Origin of the sequence: Nocardioides sp. Iso805N (assembly GCF_000364605.1) — a bacterium.
Taxonomy (GTDB): domain Bacteria; phylum Actinomycetota; class Actinomycetes; order Propionibacteriales; family Nocardioidaceae; genus Nocardioides.
This window is the reverse complement of sequence record NZ_KB822576.1, coordinates 663175-679128: the sequence shown is the minus strand read 5'-3', so window position 1 is coordinate 679128 and position 15954 is coordinate 663175. Positions and strand designations below refer to the sequence as shown.

Sequence of the window (15954 nt, the reverse complement as noted above, 5' to 3'; positions counted from 1 at the left end):
CGCGGTCGCCTCCCGGAGGCCGCTATGGGCTCTAGGGTGTCTCGGGTGAGCCCGACCGCCGCGCCTCGCCGTACCCGCTTCGGAGGCCTCCTGCGCTACACCTGGCGTGCGAGCAGCCGGGTCGGCCGCCCGTTCGGCCGCGCGCTGGCGCCCGTGGCGAAGCCCGTCTCCCGACCGCTCGCGGCCCTGACGGCGCCCGTGCGGATACCGCTGGCGATCGCCACCGCGCCGCTGGGCCGGCCCACGGCGCAGGTCGGGGGCCCGCTGGTCTCCCTTCGTCACGGCGGGCTCGACGTCACCCCCGCCGAGCTCGCCGAGCTGGCCGCCCGGGAGGGCACGGCCTCGGGCAGGCTCCTGGTGCTGGTGCCCGACGTCGGAGCCGACGAGCGGCAATGGCAACAGGGCAGCGCGACGACGGGTGCGACGTACGCTGAGAGGCTCCAGCAGCTGCTCGGCTGGACGCCGGTGCACACCCGGCTCGAGGAGGGCCGGGCCAGCGAGACCGGCGCCGGGTCCGGGTTGGAGCTGGCCTCGCTGCTGCAGCGCCTCGTGGACGCCTGGCCGGTGCCGGTGTGCCGGATCGCTCTCCTCGCCGCCGGCCGAGGCGGCCTGACCGTGCGAGCCGCCTGCGCGATGCGGCTCTCGGGTGCGGCGCCGTGGACCGACGGGGTCAGCGAGGTGATCGGGCTCGGGGTGCCGCGCTATGCGACCGAGCCGAGTCGGCTCGCCAGCGACCTCGGCAAGCGCCTCGACGAGCAGCTCGCCGGCATCGTGGTCCTCGACGCCGACGAGCTGGGCCTGGAGCCCGCGGTCGATGCCGACCACCTGCTCATCGGCGAGCAGGCGGTGCTCGGCCCAGGCCCGGTCGGCTCCACGCTCGGCCGGATGCTGTGGTGGCGGCACCGTCGCGGTGGCCGGCCGCGGCACGTCGTCGACCTGTTCCCGACGGCGGAGTCGTTCGAGCTGGCCGCCCGCGGGCCGATGACGAACCGCGATGACGTGCACGACGCCCTGCTGCGCTGGCTGGTCTGACACACGGTCGCGAAATCCGCTGTCGGCGAACAGGGCCTGAGTTCCCGTGGTTCTGTCTCCTCCGAGGGCTATGGTCGGCGACGTGAACCTGAACTCCAGCGCACCCCAGGGGTACGACGCGCCGACCATGAACGGTGGCGCCGGGCTCAACTTCCTCGACGACAACATCTACAGCCGGTTGCTCAAGGAGCGGATCGTCTTCCTCGGCTCCGAGGTTCGCGATCAGAACGCGAACGCGATCTGCGCCCAGCTGCTGCTGCTCTCGGCCGAGGACCCCGAGGCCGACATCTTCCTGCACATCAACAGCCCGGGCGGCTCGGTGGACGCGGGCATGGCGATCTACGACACGATGAACTACATCCCCAACGACGTGGCGACGGTGGGTATGGGCCTGGCCGCGTCGATGGGCCAGTTCCTGCTCTGCGCCGGTACGGCGGGCAAGCGCTACGCGCTGCCGCACGCGCGGATCATGATGCACCAGCCCTCCTCGGGGATGGGCGGCTCCGCCTCGGACATCAAGATCCAGGCGCAGCAGTCACTGCACATCAAGAAGGTGCTGCTCGACCTGATCTCGAAGCACACCGGTCAGCCGATCGACCAGGTCATCGCCGACGCCGACCGGGACCGCTGGTTCACCGCTGACGAGGCCCGCGACTACGGCCTCGTCGACAAGGTGATCGCCAGCGCCAAGGAAGCCTCTGACGAGGGCCGTCCCGCCCACAAGAAGGACTGACTGATGAACTACTACATCCCACAGTGGGAGGAGCGGACGTCCTACGGCTTCCGCCGCATCGACCCCTACGGGAAGCTGTTCGAGGAGCGCATCATCTACCTCGGTACCCCGATCAGCGACGACGTCGCCAACGCCGTGATCGCGCAGCTGCTCTGCCTGCAGTCGATGAACCCCGACCAGGACATCAGCATCTACATCAACTCGCCGGGTGGCTCGTTCACCGCGCTGACCGCGATCTACGACACCATCCAGTTCATCAAGCCCGACGTGCAGACGGTCTGCATGGGTCAGGCCGCCTCGGCTGCGGCGATCCTGCTGGCCGCCGGCACGCACGGCAAGCGGATGGCGCTGCCCAACAGCCGCATCCTGATTCACCAGCCCTATACCGAGGGCACGTTCGGCCAGACCTCGGACATCGAGATCCAGGCCAACGAGATCCTGCGGATGCGCGAGCTGCTAGAGAAGATGATCTCCGACCACAGCGGCAAGTCCATCGAGGAGGTCAGCCACGACATCGAGCGCGACAAGATCCTCACCGCGCAGCAGGCCGTCGAGTACGGCATCATCGACCAGGTCCTGGGCTCGCTGAAGACGCCCGTCCCGGCCCTGGCCTGAGCTCAGCGACACAGCACGGCGCGCCCCGCGCCGCACCGCCGGATCCACGACAGGAGGCGCGGCGCGGGGTACCGTCTGAGGGTTGAGTGCCCTCCTGTCTCGGCAAGCAGCAGCGCAGTATCAGTTCAAGATCAAGGCAATTCGGAGGATGACCGCCCATGGCACGCATCGGTGACGGTGGCGACCTGCTCAAGTGCTCTTTCTGTGGCAAGAGCCAGAAGCAGGTGAAGAAGCTCATCGCCGGCCCGGGCGTCTACATCTGCGACGAGTGCATCGACCTGTGCAACGAGATCATCGAGGAGGAGCTCTCCGAGGGCAGCGACGTCAGCATCGAGGAGCTGCCCAAGCCTCGCGAGATCTTCGAGTTCCTCAACTCCTACGTGATCGGCCAGGAGCAGGCCAAGAAGGCGCTCGCGGTCGCTGTCTACAACCACTACAAGCGCGTCCAGGCGGGTCTCCAGCCGGGCGGCGCGAACGGTCCGGGCAAGCACAAGGAGGACCTGGTCGAGGTGGCCAAGTCCAACATCTTGGTGATCGGCCCGACTGGCTGCGGCAAGACCTATCTCGCGCAGACCCTCGCGCGGATGCTCAACGTCCCGTTCGCGATCGCCGACGCCACCGCGCTGACCGAGGCCGGCTATGTCGGTGAGGACGTCGAGAACATCCTGCTCAAGCTCATCCAGGCCGCCGACTACGACGTCAAGAAGGCCGAGACCGGCATCATCTACATCGACGAGATCGACAAGGTGGCCCGCAAGGCCGAGAACCCGTCGATCACCCGCGACGTCTCCGGTGAGGGCGTGCAGCAGGCGTTGCTGAAGATCATCGAGGGCACCACCGCCTCGGTTCCGCCCCAGGGCGGGCGCAAGCACCCGCACCAGGAGTTCATCCAGATCGACACCACGAACATCCTGTTCGTGGTGGGCGGGGCATTCGCCGGCCTGGAGCACATCATCGAGCAGCGCGTCGGCAAGAAGACGTTGGGCTTCACCGCCGAGGTGCACAGCAAGGCCGAGAAGGACGCCGAGGATCTGCTCAAGCTGGTCCGGCCCGAGGACCTGACCAAGTTCGGTCTGATCCCCGAGTTCATCGGCCGTCTGCCGCTGATCGCCAGCGTCGCCAAGCTGGATCAGGAGGCCCTGGTGCAGATCCTGACCGAGCCTCGCAACGCGCTGACGAAGCAGTATCAGAAGCTCTTCGAGATCGACGGGGTCGAGCTGGAGTTCCAGGACGACGCCATCCAGGCGATCGCGGACAAGGCACTCGAGCGCCAGACCGGCGCTCGCGGACTGCGTGCGATCATCGAGGAGATCCTGCTCCACGCCATGTACGACGTGCCGTCGCGCGGAGACGTCGCGAAGGTGATCGTGACCGCCGACGTCGTCCTCGGCGAGGCAGCTCCGACCCTCATCACCAACGCCGAGGTCAAGAAGAAGAAGTCCGCCTGACCCACCCGGACATCTAGTCACTTCGAGCCATTTTGGCCGGGACCGTTCGCATCCGACCGGTCTGATCGGGGAGACTAGTGACCCAAGCAACGAACCTGGTCCGGGCAGGGAAGGGGCGAGCGTGAGCTCGAATCACAAGGCGCCACTGGCAGCCTTCCTGGTTGTCGCCATCGCCTGCATCGTGGTGGTGGCGACGAACAGCATGCGCAGCTATGCGCGTGACGCCTGGCAGAACTTCTCGGCCCCGGTCGTGACCGGTCTGCAGCTGATCGAGGCCCGGCATGAGCCGCTGCAGCCTCCGGCGAAGCCGAGCGCCCCCACGTCCACCTCGGTGGCAGTGTCGCATCCGGTCATCCAGCCGGCGAAGAAGAGCACGTCGACGGTCAAGCCCCGGGGCCACCACGGTGCCGTCGAGGACAAGGCCACCGACCAGGGCACCGATGCCGACCTGGCAGCGGTGACCACAGACGCGACCGCTGCCCCGCCCGCCGTTCCGAGCACCGCCCAGTCCACCGCCCCGGGCGCGACGCCGAAGCCGTCGGTGACGCCGGCGTACGGCTGGACGTCGGGCTGGACCTCCGCGCAGCACCAGGACGAAGGCCGACACCACGGCTGGGGCGCCAACGGTGGCAGCCACTCCTCGAGCAGCTCCTCGAGTCACAGCACGACGCGGACGACCAAGACGGTCAGCGCCAAGGCCAGCTCGAAGACGACGGCCACGAGCACCGCGAAGCAGCACGGCCACAGCTGGAACGGCACGGGCTCCACGAGCGGCCCGTCGAAGAGCTCGCACAGCTACGGCGGGGGCGCCGGCTGGGGCGGTTCCCAGCACGGCGGCTCCCAGCACGGCGGCTCCCAGCACGGCGGCTCCCAGCACGGCGGCTCCCAGCACGGCGGCTCCCAGCACGGCGGCTCCGAGCACGGCGGCGCCGGCGGACCGCACCACGGCTGGCACTGAGCCCGAGCCTGAGCCGGGCGCGGGCCGAGCGGCACCTCGCACGACAGCACGACGGCGGTCCACCCCGAAGGGTGGACCGCCGTCGTCATATCGGGCGCCGGCCTCAGGCCGGTGGGGTCACTCCTCGACCGGGGCCAGCTCCGCGCTGACGCGCAGCTCGGTGGCCTCGGCGTCGACGGTGAAGACCAGGTCGCCGATGATGTTGCCAGTACGCCGCAGGTCGCCCTCGGCCAGCTCGGCGGCGCGAACGAGCTTCTCCGGACCCGTGATCTCGGTGCGGGCGAGCGGGGCGCGCATCTTGACCTTGGCCGTCGACTTCACGCCGCGGATGCCGGACAGGGCGGCCGCGACGGCGTCCAGCGCCGCGTCATCGGTCGCGGCCGCGGCGCCCAGTTCGACCTCGGTCGGCCAGGTAGCGCGGTGGATGGAACCCTCCTGCCACCACGACCAGACCTCCTCGGTCACGTAGGGCAGGAACGGTGCCAGCAGTCGCAGCTGGGTGTGCAGCGCGATCGCCAGGGTGGCCTTCGCCGAGACGGTCGCCGGGTCGGCGCCGTCGCCGTACGCGCGCTCCTTGACCAGCTCGACGTAGTCGTCGCAGAACTCCCAGAAGAACTTCTCCGCCGTCTCCAGCGCGCTGGTGTAGTCGTAGGAGTCGAACGCGTCAGTGGCCTTGGTGACCACGGCGGCGAGCCGGCCCAGCAGGGCGCAGTCGATCGGCTCCGCGACCGCGAAGGTGTCCAGCGCGGTGGCGCCGACGTTGCCCAGCACGAACTTGGAGGCGTTGAGGACCTTCATCGCGAGCCGGCGTCCGACCTTCATCTGGGTCTCGTCGAACGGCGAGTCCAGGCCCGGCCTGGAGAGGGCGGCGCGCCAGCGGACCGCGTCGGCGCCGAACTTGTCGAGGATCTCGGTCGGAACGACCACGTTGCCCTTCGACTTCGACATCTTCTTGCGGTCGGGGTCGAGGATCCAGCCGGACAGCATCGCGTTGGCCCACGGCACCTGGCCGTTCTCGAAGTGGGCGCGCACCACCCGGCTGAACAGCCAGGTGCGGATGATGTCGTGGCCCTGGGTGCACAGGTCCATCGGGAAGACCCGTTCGAACAGGTCGTCGTCGCTGCCCCAGCGGCCGGCGATGTGCGGTGTGAGCGACGAGGTCGCCCAGGTGTCCATCACGTCAGGGTCGCCGATGAAGCCGCCCGGGACGCCGCGCTGCTCGTCTGTGTAGCCGGCCGGGGCGACGGTCGAGGGGTCGATCGGGAGCTGGGCCTCGGTGGCGACGATCGGGTGGGCGTAGTCGGGGTTGCCCTCCTCGTCGAGCGCGTACCAGACGGGGAACGGGATGCCGAAGTAGCGCTGCCGGCTGACCAGCCAGTCGCCGTTGAGGCCGCCGACCCAGTTGTCGTAGCGGTGCTTCATGTGCTCCGGCAGCCAGGTGATGGCCGCACCGTCAGCGAGCAGGGACTCGCGCAGGTCGGCGTCGCGGCCGCCGTTCCTGATGTACCACTGACGGGTCGCGACGATCTCGAGCGGCTTGTCGCCCTTCTCGTAGAAGTTCGCCATCCGCTGGGTCGCCTTGGGCTCCCCGTCGAGGTCGCCGGTCTCACGCAGCTTGGCCACGATCGCCTCACGGGCCGAGTGGACGGTCTTGCCTGCCAGCTCACCGTAGAAGTCGGCGCCACCGGTCGAGACCAGCCACTCCGGCGTCTCGGCGGTGAAGCGGCCGTCGCGGCCGATCACGGTGCGGACCGGCAGGGCGAGCTCGCGCCACCACTGCACGTCGGTGAGGTCACCGAAAGTGCAGGACATCGCGATGCCGGCGCCCTTGTCGGGCTCCGCGGCCGGGTGGGCGAGCACGGGGATCTCAACGCCGAAGATCGGTGAGAAGACCGTCGTACCGAAGAGCGGCTTGTAGCGCTCGTCGTCGGGGTGCGCGATCAGCGCCACCACCGACGGGATCAGCTCGGGGCGGGTCGTCTCGATGAAGACGTCCTGCAGCGTCGATGCGCTCTCGTTGTCACGCGAGGCGTGGAAGCGAACGCGGTGGTAGGCGCCGGGATACTCGCGTGCCTCGAGCTCGGCCTGTGCGACGGCGGTCTGGAAGGTGACGTCCCACAGGGTCGGCGCCTCCTGCAGGTAGGCCTCGCCGCGGGCCAGGTTGCGCAGGAACGCACGCTGGCTGACGGCGGTGGCGTCCTTTCCGATCGTGGTGTACTGCAGCGACCAGTCGTAGGACATCCCCAGCGTGCGCCACAGCGACTCGAAGACCTTCTCGTCCTCGACCACCAGCTGCGCGCACAGCTCGATGAAGTTGGGCCGGCTGATCGGGATCTGCTTCTTCGGGTCCGGCCTCTCCGGCGGGGTGAAGTCGGCGTCGTAGGGCAGGCTCGGGTCGCAGCGGACGCCGAAGTAGTTCTGCACCCGACGCTCGGTCGGCAGGCCGTTGTCGTCCCAGCCGATCGGGTAGAACACCGACTTGCCGCGCATCCGCTGGAAGCGGGCGATCAGGTCGGCGTGGGTGTAGCTGAAGACGTGGCCGACGTGCAGCGAGCCGGAGACGGTCGGCGGGGGAGTGTCGATGGAGTAGACGTTCTCCCGCGGCTGGGTGCGGTCGAAGGCATAGGTGTCGTCGCTCTTCCACTGCTGCGACCACTTGGACTCGAGTCCCTCGAGCGCCGGCTTCTCCGGTACGACGACGGGCGCGGTCGGCTGCGTCGTCGTGTCGGGGCTGTGGCTGCTCTGTGGCTCGGTCATGAGGAAATCCTAGGGTCGCGCGCTGACCTGCGCGAACCGGGCCGATCCCGCGACTGTCCACAGGCGCACGGCGTGTGCCTCGGCTGGTGCTAGCAGCCGCGCTAGCATTGGCTTATGCCCGCACTTCACATCCGCAACGTCCCGGAGGAGACCGTCGCCCTGCTCAAGGAGCGCGCTGCTCGGCACGGCCGCTCGCTGGAGGCCGAGCTGCGTGCGATCCTCGGTGACGCGGCAGCCGCCGGGGAGCCACGGGTAGGCATCTCCTTCGGCGATCGGATCGTGATGGCGACGAGTGACCATGTAGGGCCGTGGACTCGTGATGACTACTACCGAGACGTTGATCCCGATGGTCGCTGAGAGCACGCTGCTCGACACCAACGTCCTGCTCGCGGCCACGGAGCCTGAGCGACCCGGCCACGCCGAGGCGCTGATGCTCCTGGGCGGACCGCGCAGCCTGGCGATCACGCCCCAGATCGTTCGCGAGTACGTCGCGGTATCGACCCGGCCGCGTGCCAACAACGGGATGGGCCTGCGACCCGAGGTCGCCACGGCCAACGTGAACACGTTCTTGGAGCGTTGCGACCTCCTCGCCGAGAACGCTGCCGTCGTACGACGACAGCTCACGCTGATCGCTGCGACTCCTCCCTCGGGGCGACAGGTCCACGACGCCAACGTCGTGGCCACAGCACTGGTGCACGGCATCAGGTGCATCGTCACCGACGACATCCGTCACTTCGAGTACTTCGCCGATCTCATCGAGATCGAGGCGCTCGCCTAAGGTGGGTCATGCGATGAGCGAGACACCCCAGGCCCGCCCGGCCCAGACGATCAGTGAGGCCGAGGACGCGTTGCTGTCGCGTTGGCCCGAGACCCGGCTGGAGCCCAGCCTTGACCGCATCCGTGCCTTCACCGAGCTGCTGGGCGACCCACAGCACGCCTACCAGGTGATCCACCTGACCGGCACCAACGGCAAGACGTCGACGGCGCGGATGATCGAGACCCTGCTCGGCGCGCTCGACCTGCGCACCGGCCGGTTCACCAGTCCACACGTGGAGAAGATCAACGAGCGGATCAGCGTCGACTGCGAACAGCTCAGTGACGAGGAGTTCGTCGCCGCCTACAACGACGTCGCGCCCTACACCCACCTGGTCGACGAGGACCAGCCCCACCCGCTGTCCTTCTTCGAGACCGTCGTCGGGATGGCGTTCGCCAAGTTCGCCGAGGCGCCGGTCGACGTGGCCGTGGTCGAGGTCGGCATGGGCGGCTCGTGGGATGCCACCAACGTCGCCGACGGCCGGGTCGCGGTGATCACCCCGATCGGCCTGGATCACGCCCAGTACCTGGGTGACACGCCCGTCGCGATCGCCCAGGAGAAGGCCGGCATCATCAAGCCGGGTGCCACCGTCGTGATGGCCAAGCAGCTGCCCGAGGTGCGGCAGGTCCTGCTCGACCGGGCCGCCGAGGTCGGCGCCACGGTGGTCGAGGAGGAGGTCGACTTCGGCGTCCTTGCCAGGAATCCGGCTGTCGGCGGGCAGGTGCTGAGCCTGCGCGGCCTGCACACCACCTACGACGAGGTCTTCGTGCCGCTCTACGGCGCCCACCAGGCCGAGAACGCCGCGCTGGCGCTGGCCGCGGTCGAGGCGCTGCTCGCTCCGCCGGACCAGCAGGGCCAGCTGCTGTCAGCAGAAGTCGTCGTCGACGCGTTCGCCCGGGTCAGCTCGCCGGGCCGGCTGGAGATCGTGCGCAGCAGCCCGACGATCCTTCTCGATGCCGCGCACAACCCGCACGGCGCTGAGGCCACCGCCGCGGCGCTGGAGGACAGCTTCAGCTTCGACCACGTGATCGGAGTGATCGGAGTGATGAGCGACAAGGACGTCGAGGGTGTGCTGTCGGTCTTCGAACCGCACCTCTCGCACCTGGTCGTCACCCAGAACAGCACCGAGCGAGCCATGTCGGCCCGCCGACTGGGGCAGGTTGCCATCGAGATCTTCGGCGAGGAGCGCGTCACCGTCGTACCTCGCCTCGACGACGCCATCGACGCCGCAGCCGCCCTGGCCGAGGAGTCCGACAGCTCGATCAGCGGGGGAGCGGTGCTGGTGACCGGCTCGGTCGTCACGGTCGGTGAGGCTCGCGTCCTGCTGCGCCGGCAGGGAAGCCGATGAGCGAGCAGCCGGAGCCGACGGCCGGGGAACCCGCTGTCGAGCTGGCCGACGACCGGGACAAGTCTCCGCGCCGGAGCATGGCCGCGGCGATCCTCGTGCTGCAGGGGATCGTGCTGGGCCTGACCACGCCGGTGCTGATCTCGATCGGGAACGTCTCGTGGAAGGCAGCGGTGCCGATCGGAGTCGGCCTCTGCCTGGTCTGCATCCTGCTCTCCGGCATGCTGAGCCGTCGCTGGGCGTACGCCGCCGGCTGGGTGATCCAGATCGTCTCGCTGGCGCTCGGTCTCCTGGTGCACATGATGTTCGTGCTCGGCGTCATCTTCCTGGTGCTCTGGTGGGGAGCGATGGCACTGTCGAGCAAGATCGAGCGCGAGAAGGCCGCCGCCTACGCCGAGTACGACCGACTCACGGCCGAGGGCCAGCAGCAGGGCCAGCAGCAGGACCAGCAGCAGGGCCAGCCGCCAGCGCACGAGTGAGCACCTGGAGCGCTCGGTCCAGCTCGGCGTCGGTGATCCCGCCGAACCCGATCACCAGCCCGGTGTGCCCGCTGCTGCGGGCATAGCTGCTGAGCAGGTTGACGCGGAAGCCGGCGGCCAACGCCGCCTCGTGGGCCGCAACCGCCAGGTCCTCGGGCATCAGCCAGGTCGAGTACATCCCTGCGAGCGGGCCGGCCAGCTCGGCGTACGGCGAGAGCGCCGCAGCGACGCGGGGTGCGCGCTCGGCATAGGTGCGTCGGGCCGTCCTGACCACTTTGTCGACCCAGCCGTCGCGCAGCAGGGTCAGCAGCGCCCGTTGCGCCGGCCAGGAGGCGCCATCGTGGGTGGCCAGGCGACGCTCGTTCAGTGCAGCCGAGAGCGCTGGCGGCACCACCAGCCAGCCCAGTCGCAGTGTCGGTGCGACGGCCTTGGCGGCCGTGCCGAGATAGGCGACCCGCTCGCGGTCGAGACTGGCCAGTGCGGGGACGGGTGCCACGTCGTAGCGGAACTCGGAGTCGTAGTCGTCCTCGATCACGATCGCACCTGCGGCCCGAGCCGCGGCGAGCAGATCGAGGCGCTCGGCCGCCGGCATCACCCGGCCGAGCGGATGCTGGTGTGCCGGGGTGACGTAGACGCCGGCCAGCCCGGTCAGCGTGGTGATCGGCTGTGCCGCGGGAATGTCCACGGTCGTGCGGCCCGTGTCGAGGACCGTCACCGCGGCGGACCGGTAGCCAGGATCCTCCACACCGATCGGCCCGGGCGGCAGCACGCGCAGCAGCTGGCGCAGGCCGTCGGCGGTGCCAGCCGTCACCACGATCTCGTCGGGCTCGACGGTGAGACCGCGGGTGCGGCCGAGCCGATCGGCGAGCGCCTCGCGCAGCTCGGGCAGCCCCCTCGGATCGTCGTACCCGGGTGGGGGAACCGCCGCCGACACCTCGCGCCAGGCGCGCCGCCACCCGGCTCGCTGGCGTGGGTCGATCCACGGGGTGCCGGTGTCGAGCGTGACCAGCGGCCGATCGGGTGACTGCCGCGGTGCGCGCGCCGGGGCCGCCGGCGTGCTCAGCCCGCCGGACGCGACGAAGGTCCCGGCGCCGCGCAGGGTCTCGAGCCAGCCCTCCGCGACGAGCTGCTCGTAGCCCTGTTCGGTCACAGCGCGGGAGACGCCGAGGTCGGCTGCGAGGGCCCGGCTCGATGGCAGCCGGTCGCCGCGGACGAGGGTCCTTGCGACGATCAGCTCGCGGACCTGGGCGGCGAGCTGTGCCGGCAGCGGGACCCCGCTGGCGCGATCCAGCCGAAGAGGCAGTGTGCTCAACCGAGTGTCCTGTCGAAATCGCGTGGGATTGGCCCGTGTGTGCAGGCCACTTCTCTTCGAGGATAGAGCCATGTCCGACCTGTCGCCCACGCCCCGCACCACCGTCAGCCGTGAGAAGGAGCGCGTCGTCACCGATCGTGAGCACCTGCACGCCCTGCTCGCCGACGGGCTGGTCGCCCACCTCGGTGTCACCATGGGCAGCCACCCCGTGGTGCTGCCGACGGCGTACGGCGTGGATCTCGCGGGACCTGACGAGGGCGGCACGCTCTACCTCCACGGATCGGTGGCGGCCGGCTGGCTGGCCTCAGCGTTGACCGGCGACGTGTGTGTCACCATCACCGAGCTGGATGGCCTGGTCGCGGCGCGCAGCGGCTTCAACCACTCGATGAACTACCGCAGCGCCGTGGTCATCGGTACGCCGCGGCGCGTGGACGACCCGGCCGAGCGGCGTCGCGCGCTGGACCTCATCGTCGACCAGATGATCCCCGGTCGCGCCGCCACGCTCCGCGAGCCCACCCGCAAGGAGCTGGCCGCGACCGCGGTGCTGGCACTGTCGCTGGCCGAGGCGAGCATGAAGCAGCGCTCCGGTGACCCGGAGGACGAGCCGGAGGACGTGGCGGCCGGCATCTGGGGTGGGGTGATCCCGCTGCGCCGGATCAGCGACGGCGTCGTGCCCTCGGCCGACTCGCACCGCGACGTGCCCGCCGACGTGCGGGCGCGCGCCGAGGCGCTGGGCTGAGGGGCGCCATGTACGTCCCGCATTTCAACGCAGCCGACGAGTCCTGGGCGCGAGGGCTGGTCGCTCAGGCGGGAGCGGCCGAGCTGATCACCACGGGGCCGGACGGCTACCCCGTGGCGACCCTGCTGCCGGTCCTCTGGGAGGGCGACCTGGTCATCGCCCACTTCGCCCGGGCCAACCCGCACTGGCGCGCGATCGGAGCCGGCACGCCCGCCCTGCTGGCGTGCACCGGTCCGCAGGCCTACATCCACCCCGGTTGGTACGCCGCGAAGGCGGAGCACGGCAAGGTGGTTCCGACCTGGAACTACTCGGCGGTCCACCTCACCGGCACCGCATGGATCATCGAGGACACCGCCTGGCTGCGCGATGCGGTGACCCGGCTGACCGACCGGCACGAAGCCGGCCGCGCCGACCGGTGGCAGGTCTCGGACGCGCCGGCCGACTACGTCGACGGCATGCTCCGGGCGATCGTCGGCGTGGAGCTGCGCGTCGAACGGATCGAGGCCAAGGCGAAGCTCTCGCAGAACCGGCCGGTCGAGGACCGGCGCGGCGTGATCGAGGGTCTCGGGGCCGCGCACCCCGTCGGCGAGGCGATGCGGCACGATGCCGACTTCGCGTGATTCTGGACGCCCGGATAATCTCGTCGCCATGACTCAGCGCACCCTCGTCCTCGTCAAGCCCGACGGCGTCCGCCGCGGCCTCACCGGCGAGGTCATCCGCCGCATCGAGGCCAAGGGCTACACCTTGGCGGCGCTGGAGTTGTGCACGGCGACCCGTGAGCTGCTCGCCGAGCACTATGCCGAGCACGAGGGCAAGCCCTTCTACGAGCCCCTGGTCGAGTTCATGCTCTCCGGTCCGGTCGCCGCACTGGTGGTCGAGGGGGAGCGCGTGATCGAAGGCTTCCGCTCGCTGGCCGGCACGACCGACCCCACGACGGCGGCTCCGGGCACGATCCGGGGCGACCTGGGTCGCGACTGGGGCCTGGCGGTCCAGCAGAACCTCGTGCACGGCTCGGATGCTCCGGAGTCGGCCGAGCGCGAGATCGGCATCTGGTTCCCCGGCCTCTGAGCCTCGCTGGCCGTCTGGGCCTCCGACAGGCTCGGCCGCCGCGCCCCGGCCGTCCCACCCGACCCATCCGACCGGCGTGCCTCACCAGAATCACCTGTCACGGCACATAGCCTCGTGAGCGGGTAGCGCCGTACGGGTCCTGCCTGCTCCTTCCCCAGCACAGCGAGGCAGATCTGTGGCGAACAGTTTGATCGGTCGTGACATGGCCGTCGACCTCGGCACCGCCAACACGCTCGTCTACGTGCGTGGCCGCGGCGTGCTGGTCGACGAGCCGAGCGTGGTTGCGCTCAACCAGACCACCGGCGAGGTGCTCGCGGTGGGCCATGAGGCCAAGCGGATGCTGGGCCGCACCCCCGACAACATCACCGCGCTCCGCCCGCTCAAGGACGGCGTCATCGCCGACTTCGAGGCGACCGAGCAGATGCTGCGGTACTTCATCCAGCAGGTCCACCGCCGGCGCTACTTCGCCAAGCCGCGGATGGTCATCTGCGTGCCCAGCGGCATCACGGCGGTCGAGACGCGTGCGGTGAAGGAGGCCGGCTACCAGGCCGGCGCTCGCCGGGTCTACATCGTCGAGGAGCCGATGGCCGCCGCCATCGGCGCCGGACTGCCCGTGCACCTGCCGACCGGCAACATGGTCGTCGACGTCGGCGGCGGTACGACGGAGGTCGCCGTCATCAGCCTCGGCGGCATCGTCACCTCGCTCTCGGTGCGCACGGCCGGCGATGACCTCGACAACGCGATCGTGCAGTGGATGAAGAAGGAGCACGCGCTCCTGCTTGGTGAGCGCACCGCGGAAGAGGTCAAGATGAGCCTCGGCTCGGCCTGGCCAGCCGCCGACGAGCCGGAGGCGGAGATCCGCGGTCGCGACATGGTCAGCGGCCTGCCGCGCACCGTCACGGTCTCCAGCGCCGACATCAGGGCCGCGCTCGAGGAGCCGATCAGCGGCATCGTCGACGCCGTACGCGCGACCCTGGACCAGACCCCGCCCGAGCTCGCCGGCGACATCATGGATCGCGGCATCGTGCTCACCGGTGGGGGAGCGCTGCTCAAGGGCCTCGACGAGCGGATCCGGCACGAGACCGGCATGCCGGTGCACATCGCCGATGGCCCGCTCACCTCCGTCGCGCTCGGTGCGGGCCGTTGCGTGGAGGAGTTCGAGGCGCTGCAGAAGGTCCTCGTCACCGAGACCCGGCGGTGGTGATGACGCAGCTGCAGAACCGCCCGGTGGTGCGCCGGGAAGGCATCAACCGGCGCGGCAGCCTGGAGCCGCGCGACCCTCGCTCCCCGCGTCGCTCGACAGCGATCGCGCTGGTGCTCGCCTGCGCCACCCTGATCACCCTCGACAAGACCGGCGGCGCGCTCGATCCCGCGCGGCGGCTCGTGGGCGAGGTCTTCGGGCCCGCCGAATCGGCCGTCTCAACGGTGACCCGGCCGGTGACCTCGATCCCGGACTGGCTGCGGACCCGCAGCGGGATGAAGGACGACCTCGCCAAGCTGAAGTCCGAGAACGCCAAGCTCGAGCAGCAGGTCCGCACCACTGCCTACGACCGCAACCGGCTGGCCGAGTACGACGGCCTGACCAAGGCGGCCGAGAACATCGGCTACGCCGTCGTGCCGACCCACGTGGTCGCGCTCGGCGCGGCCCAGTCCTTCCACCGCACCGCCACCATCGACGCCGGCTCGGCCTCGGGGATCAAGCCCGACATGACCGTCGTCGCGGCCCAGGGCCTGGTCGGCCGGGTGCTGCGGGTGACGAGCACGACCGCCACGGTGCTGCTCATCGTCGACGGTGACTCCACCGTCGGCGGCCGAGCCAGCTCCTCGATGAAGGTCGGCTTCGTGCGCGGCGATGGGCAGCTCGACGGCGGCTCGCTCGAGCTCCAGCTCATCGACCAGAACGCCACGCCCGCGACCGGCGACACCGTGGTGACGTGGGGGTCGACGAAGGACGCGCCGTACGTCTCGGGCGTCCCGATCGGCCAGGTCACCTCGGTCTACTCCAGCGTCCGCGACTCCTCCAAGACCGCGGCCGTCCAGCCCTACGTCGACTTCGGCGCCCTCGACCTGGTCGGCGTGGTCGTGCCGAGCGGCACCAAGAGCGACCGCGCGATCATCGACGCCGACGGGAAGCTCAAGCCATGACGGGGCGATGGGTGGCGATGAGCGGCCTGCTCGTCGCAGTGGCGCTGGTGCTGCAGGTCAGCTTCTTCGACGCATTCGCCTGGGACGGCGTCGTGCCGAACCTCGTCCTGATGGTGGTCGTCGCCGCCGCGCTCTCCCGTGGTGGGCAGACCGGCATGGTCGTCGGTTTCGCCGCCGGGCTGCTGATGGACCTGGCGCCGCCAGCCGACCACCTCGCCGGGCGGTGGGCCCTCGCCCTGCTCGTCGCCGGGTACGTCGCCGGCCGCGTGCGGCAAGACTCCGGCCGCCCCACGGTGGTGGCCGTGATGGCGACGATGGCGGCCTGCTCGTTCGTCGCCACGAGCGTGTACGCGCTGTCCGGCATGGTGCTGAGCGATCCGTCCCTCGGCTTCGGTGAGGTGCTGCAGGTGATCGGCATCGGACTGGTCTGGGACGTGCTGCTCACGCCGCTGGTGCTGCCCGGCCTGCTAGCGCTCTACGGCCGAGCCGAGGCTCTGAGGGCACGATGA

At 70.0% G+C, this 15954-nt stretch carries 17 protein-coding genes; 15 read left to right on the top strand and 2 right to left on the bottom strand.

All coding sequences use genetic code 11. The features are described 5' to 3' along the window. Window positions 1-45: 45 nt before the first annotated feature. The 5 genes from H036_RS0107535 (at window position 46) to H036_RS25655 (ending at window position 4786) form a co-directional block, all read left to right on the top strand. The gene (locus H036_RS0107535; RefSeq protein ID WP_026145870.1) at window positions 46-1032 is read left to right on the top strand and encodes a hypothetical protein; all 987 of its coding nucleotides are present in this window, start codon (window positions 46-48) and stop codon (window positions 1030-1032) included. Window positions 1033-1159: 127 nt separating this feature from the next. Further along, complete coding sequence (locus tag H036_RS0107530) at window positions 1160-1765, top strand: ATP-dependent Clp protease proteolytic subunit (protein ID WP_026145869.1); 606 nt, start codon at window positions 1160-1162, stop codon at window positions 1763-1765. Between the two features lie 3 nt (window positions 1766-1768). After that, entirely contained in the window at window positions 1769-2380 is a 612-nt protein-coding gene (locus H036_RS0107525; protein ID WP_017934175.1) for an ATP-dependent Clp protease proteolytic subunit, read from the top strand. Between the two features lie 158 nt (window positions 2381-2538). Then, a complete protein-coding gene (gene clpX, locus H036_RS0107520; RefSeq protein ID WP_017934174.1) occupies window positions 2539-3828 on the top strand; it encodes an ATP-dependent Clp protease ATP-binding subunit ClpX in 1290 nt (429 codons plus the stop codon). 121 nt (window positions 3829-3949) lie between these two features. Then, window positions 3950-4786: a hypothetical protein gene (locus tag H036_RS25655; RefSeq protein ID WP_017934173.1), complete on the top strand. Its 837-nt coding sequence runs from the start codon at window positions 3950-3952 to the stop codon at window positions 4784-4786. Window positions 4787-4903: 117 nt separating this feature from the next. Here H036_RS25655 and valS read toward each other — a convergent pair whose 3' ends face one another. Further along, window positions 4904-7543 (bottom strand): valine--tRNA ligase, encoded by a 2640-nt coding sequence (gene valS, locus H036_RS0107510; RefSeq protein ID WP_017934172.1) that lies wholly within the window; start codon window positions 7541-7543, stop codon window positions 4904-4906. Window positions 7544-7657: 114 nt separating this feature from the next. On the opposite strand from valS, the gene H036_RS25295 reads away from it, so the two are divergent. From H036_RS25295 to H036_RS22100, 4 genes are read left to right on the top strand one after another with little or no spacing between them, the layout of a single operon-like run. After that, complete coding sequence (locus H036_RS25295) at window positions 7658-7900, top strand: FitA-like ribbon-helix-helix domain-containing protein (protein WP_017934171.1); 243 nt, start codon at window positions 7658-7660, stop codon at window positions 7898-7900. Beyond that, window positions 7890-8321, top strand: a complete 432-nt coding sequence (locus H036_RS0107500) for a type II toxin-antitoxin system VapC family toxin (RefSeq protein ID WP_017934170.1) — start codon at window positions 7890-7892, stop codon at window positions 8319-8321. Before H036_RS25295 ends, H036_RS0107500 begins: the two co-directional genes overlap by 11 nt. 13 nt (window positions 8322-8334) lie before the next feature. Then, the gene (locus H036_RS0107495; protein WP_017934169.1) at window positions 8335-9705 is read left to right on the top strand and encodes a bifunctional folylpolyglutamate synthase/dihydrofolate synthase; all 1371 of its coding nucleotides are present in this window, start codon (window positions 8335-8337) and stop codon (window positions 9703-9705) included. Continuing rightward, window positions 9702-10181: a DUF4233 domain-containing protein gene (locus tag H036_RS22100; RefSeq protein WP_017934168.1), complete on the top strand. Its 480-nt coding sequence runs from the start codon at window positions 9702-9704 to the stop codon at window positions 10179-10181. Before H036_RS0107495 ends, H036_RS22100 begins: the two co-directional genes overlap by 4 nt. On the opposite strand, the gene pdxR is transcribed toward H036_RS22100, so the two are convergent. Beyond that, a complete protein-coding gene (gene pdxR / locus H036_RS22095) occupies window positions 10111-11493 on the bottom strand; it encodes a MocR-like pyridoxine biosynthesis transcription factor PdxR (protein ID WP_017934167.1) in 1383 nt (460 codons plus the stop codon). The two genes, H036_RS22100 and pdxR, sit on opposite strands and share 71 nt — an antisense overlap. 70 nt (window positions 11494-11563) lie before the next feature. Between pdxR and H036_RS0107480 the strand changes: the two genes are divergently transcribed. The 6 genes from H036_RS0107480 to mreD all read left to right on the top strand — a co-directional run bounded on the left by H036_RS0107480 (window position 11564) and on the right by mreD (window position 15954). Further along, on the top strand, window positions 11564-12232 hold the full coding sequence (locus H036_RS0107480; RefSeq protein WP_017934166.1) for a pyridoxamine 5'-phosphate oxidase family protein: 669 nt from the start codon (window positions 11564-11566) through the stop codon (window positions 12230-12232). A gap of 8 nt (window positions 12233-12240) precedes the next feature. Further along, on the top strand, window positions 12241-12852 hold the full coding sequence (locus H036_RS0107475; RefSeq protein ID WP_017934165.1) for an FMN-binding negative transcriptional regulator: 612 nt from the start codon (window positions 12241-12243) through the stop codon (window positions 12850-12852). A 28-nt stretch (window positions 12853-12880) separates the two neighbouring features. After that, window positions 12881-13300, top strand: coding sequence for a nucleoside-diphosphate kinase (ndk, locus tag H036_RS0107470; RefSeq protein ID WP_017934164.1), 420 nt, complete (start codon window positions 12881-12883; stop codon window positions 13298-13300). A 175-nt stretch (window positions 13301-13475) separates the two neighbouring features. Continuing rightward, window positions 13476-14504 (top strand): rod shape-determining protein, encoded by a 1029-nt coding sequence (locus tag H036_RS0107465; RefSeq protein ID WP_026145868.1) that lies wholly within the window; start codon window positions 13476-13478, stop codon window positions 14502-14504. Then, entirely contained in the window at window positions 14504-15445 is a 942-nt protein-coding gene (gene mreC / locus H036_RS0107460; RefSeq protein ID WP_157417110.1) for a rod shape-determining protein MreC, read from the top strand. Before H036_RS0107465 ends, mreC begins: the two co-directional genes overlap by 1 nt. Continuing rightward, the gene (mreD, locus tag H036_RS22090) at window positions 15442-15954 is read left to right on the top strand and encodes a rod shape-determining protein MreD (protein ID WP_036487543.1); all 513 of its coding nucleotides are present in this window, start codon (window positions 15442-15444) and stop codon (window positions 15952-15954) included. The genes mreC and mreD overlap by 4 nt, the downstream gene beginning before the upstream one ends.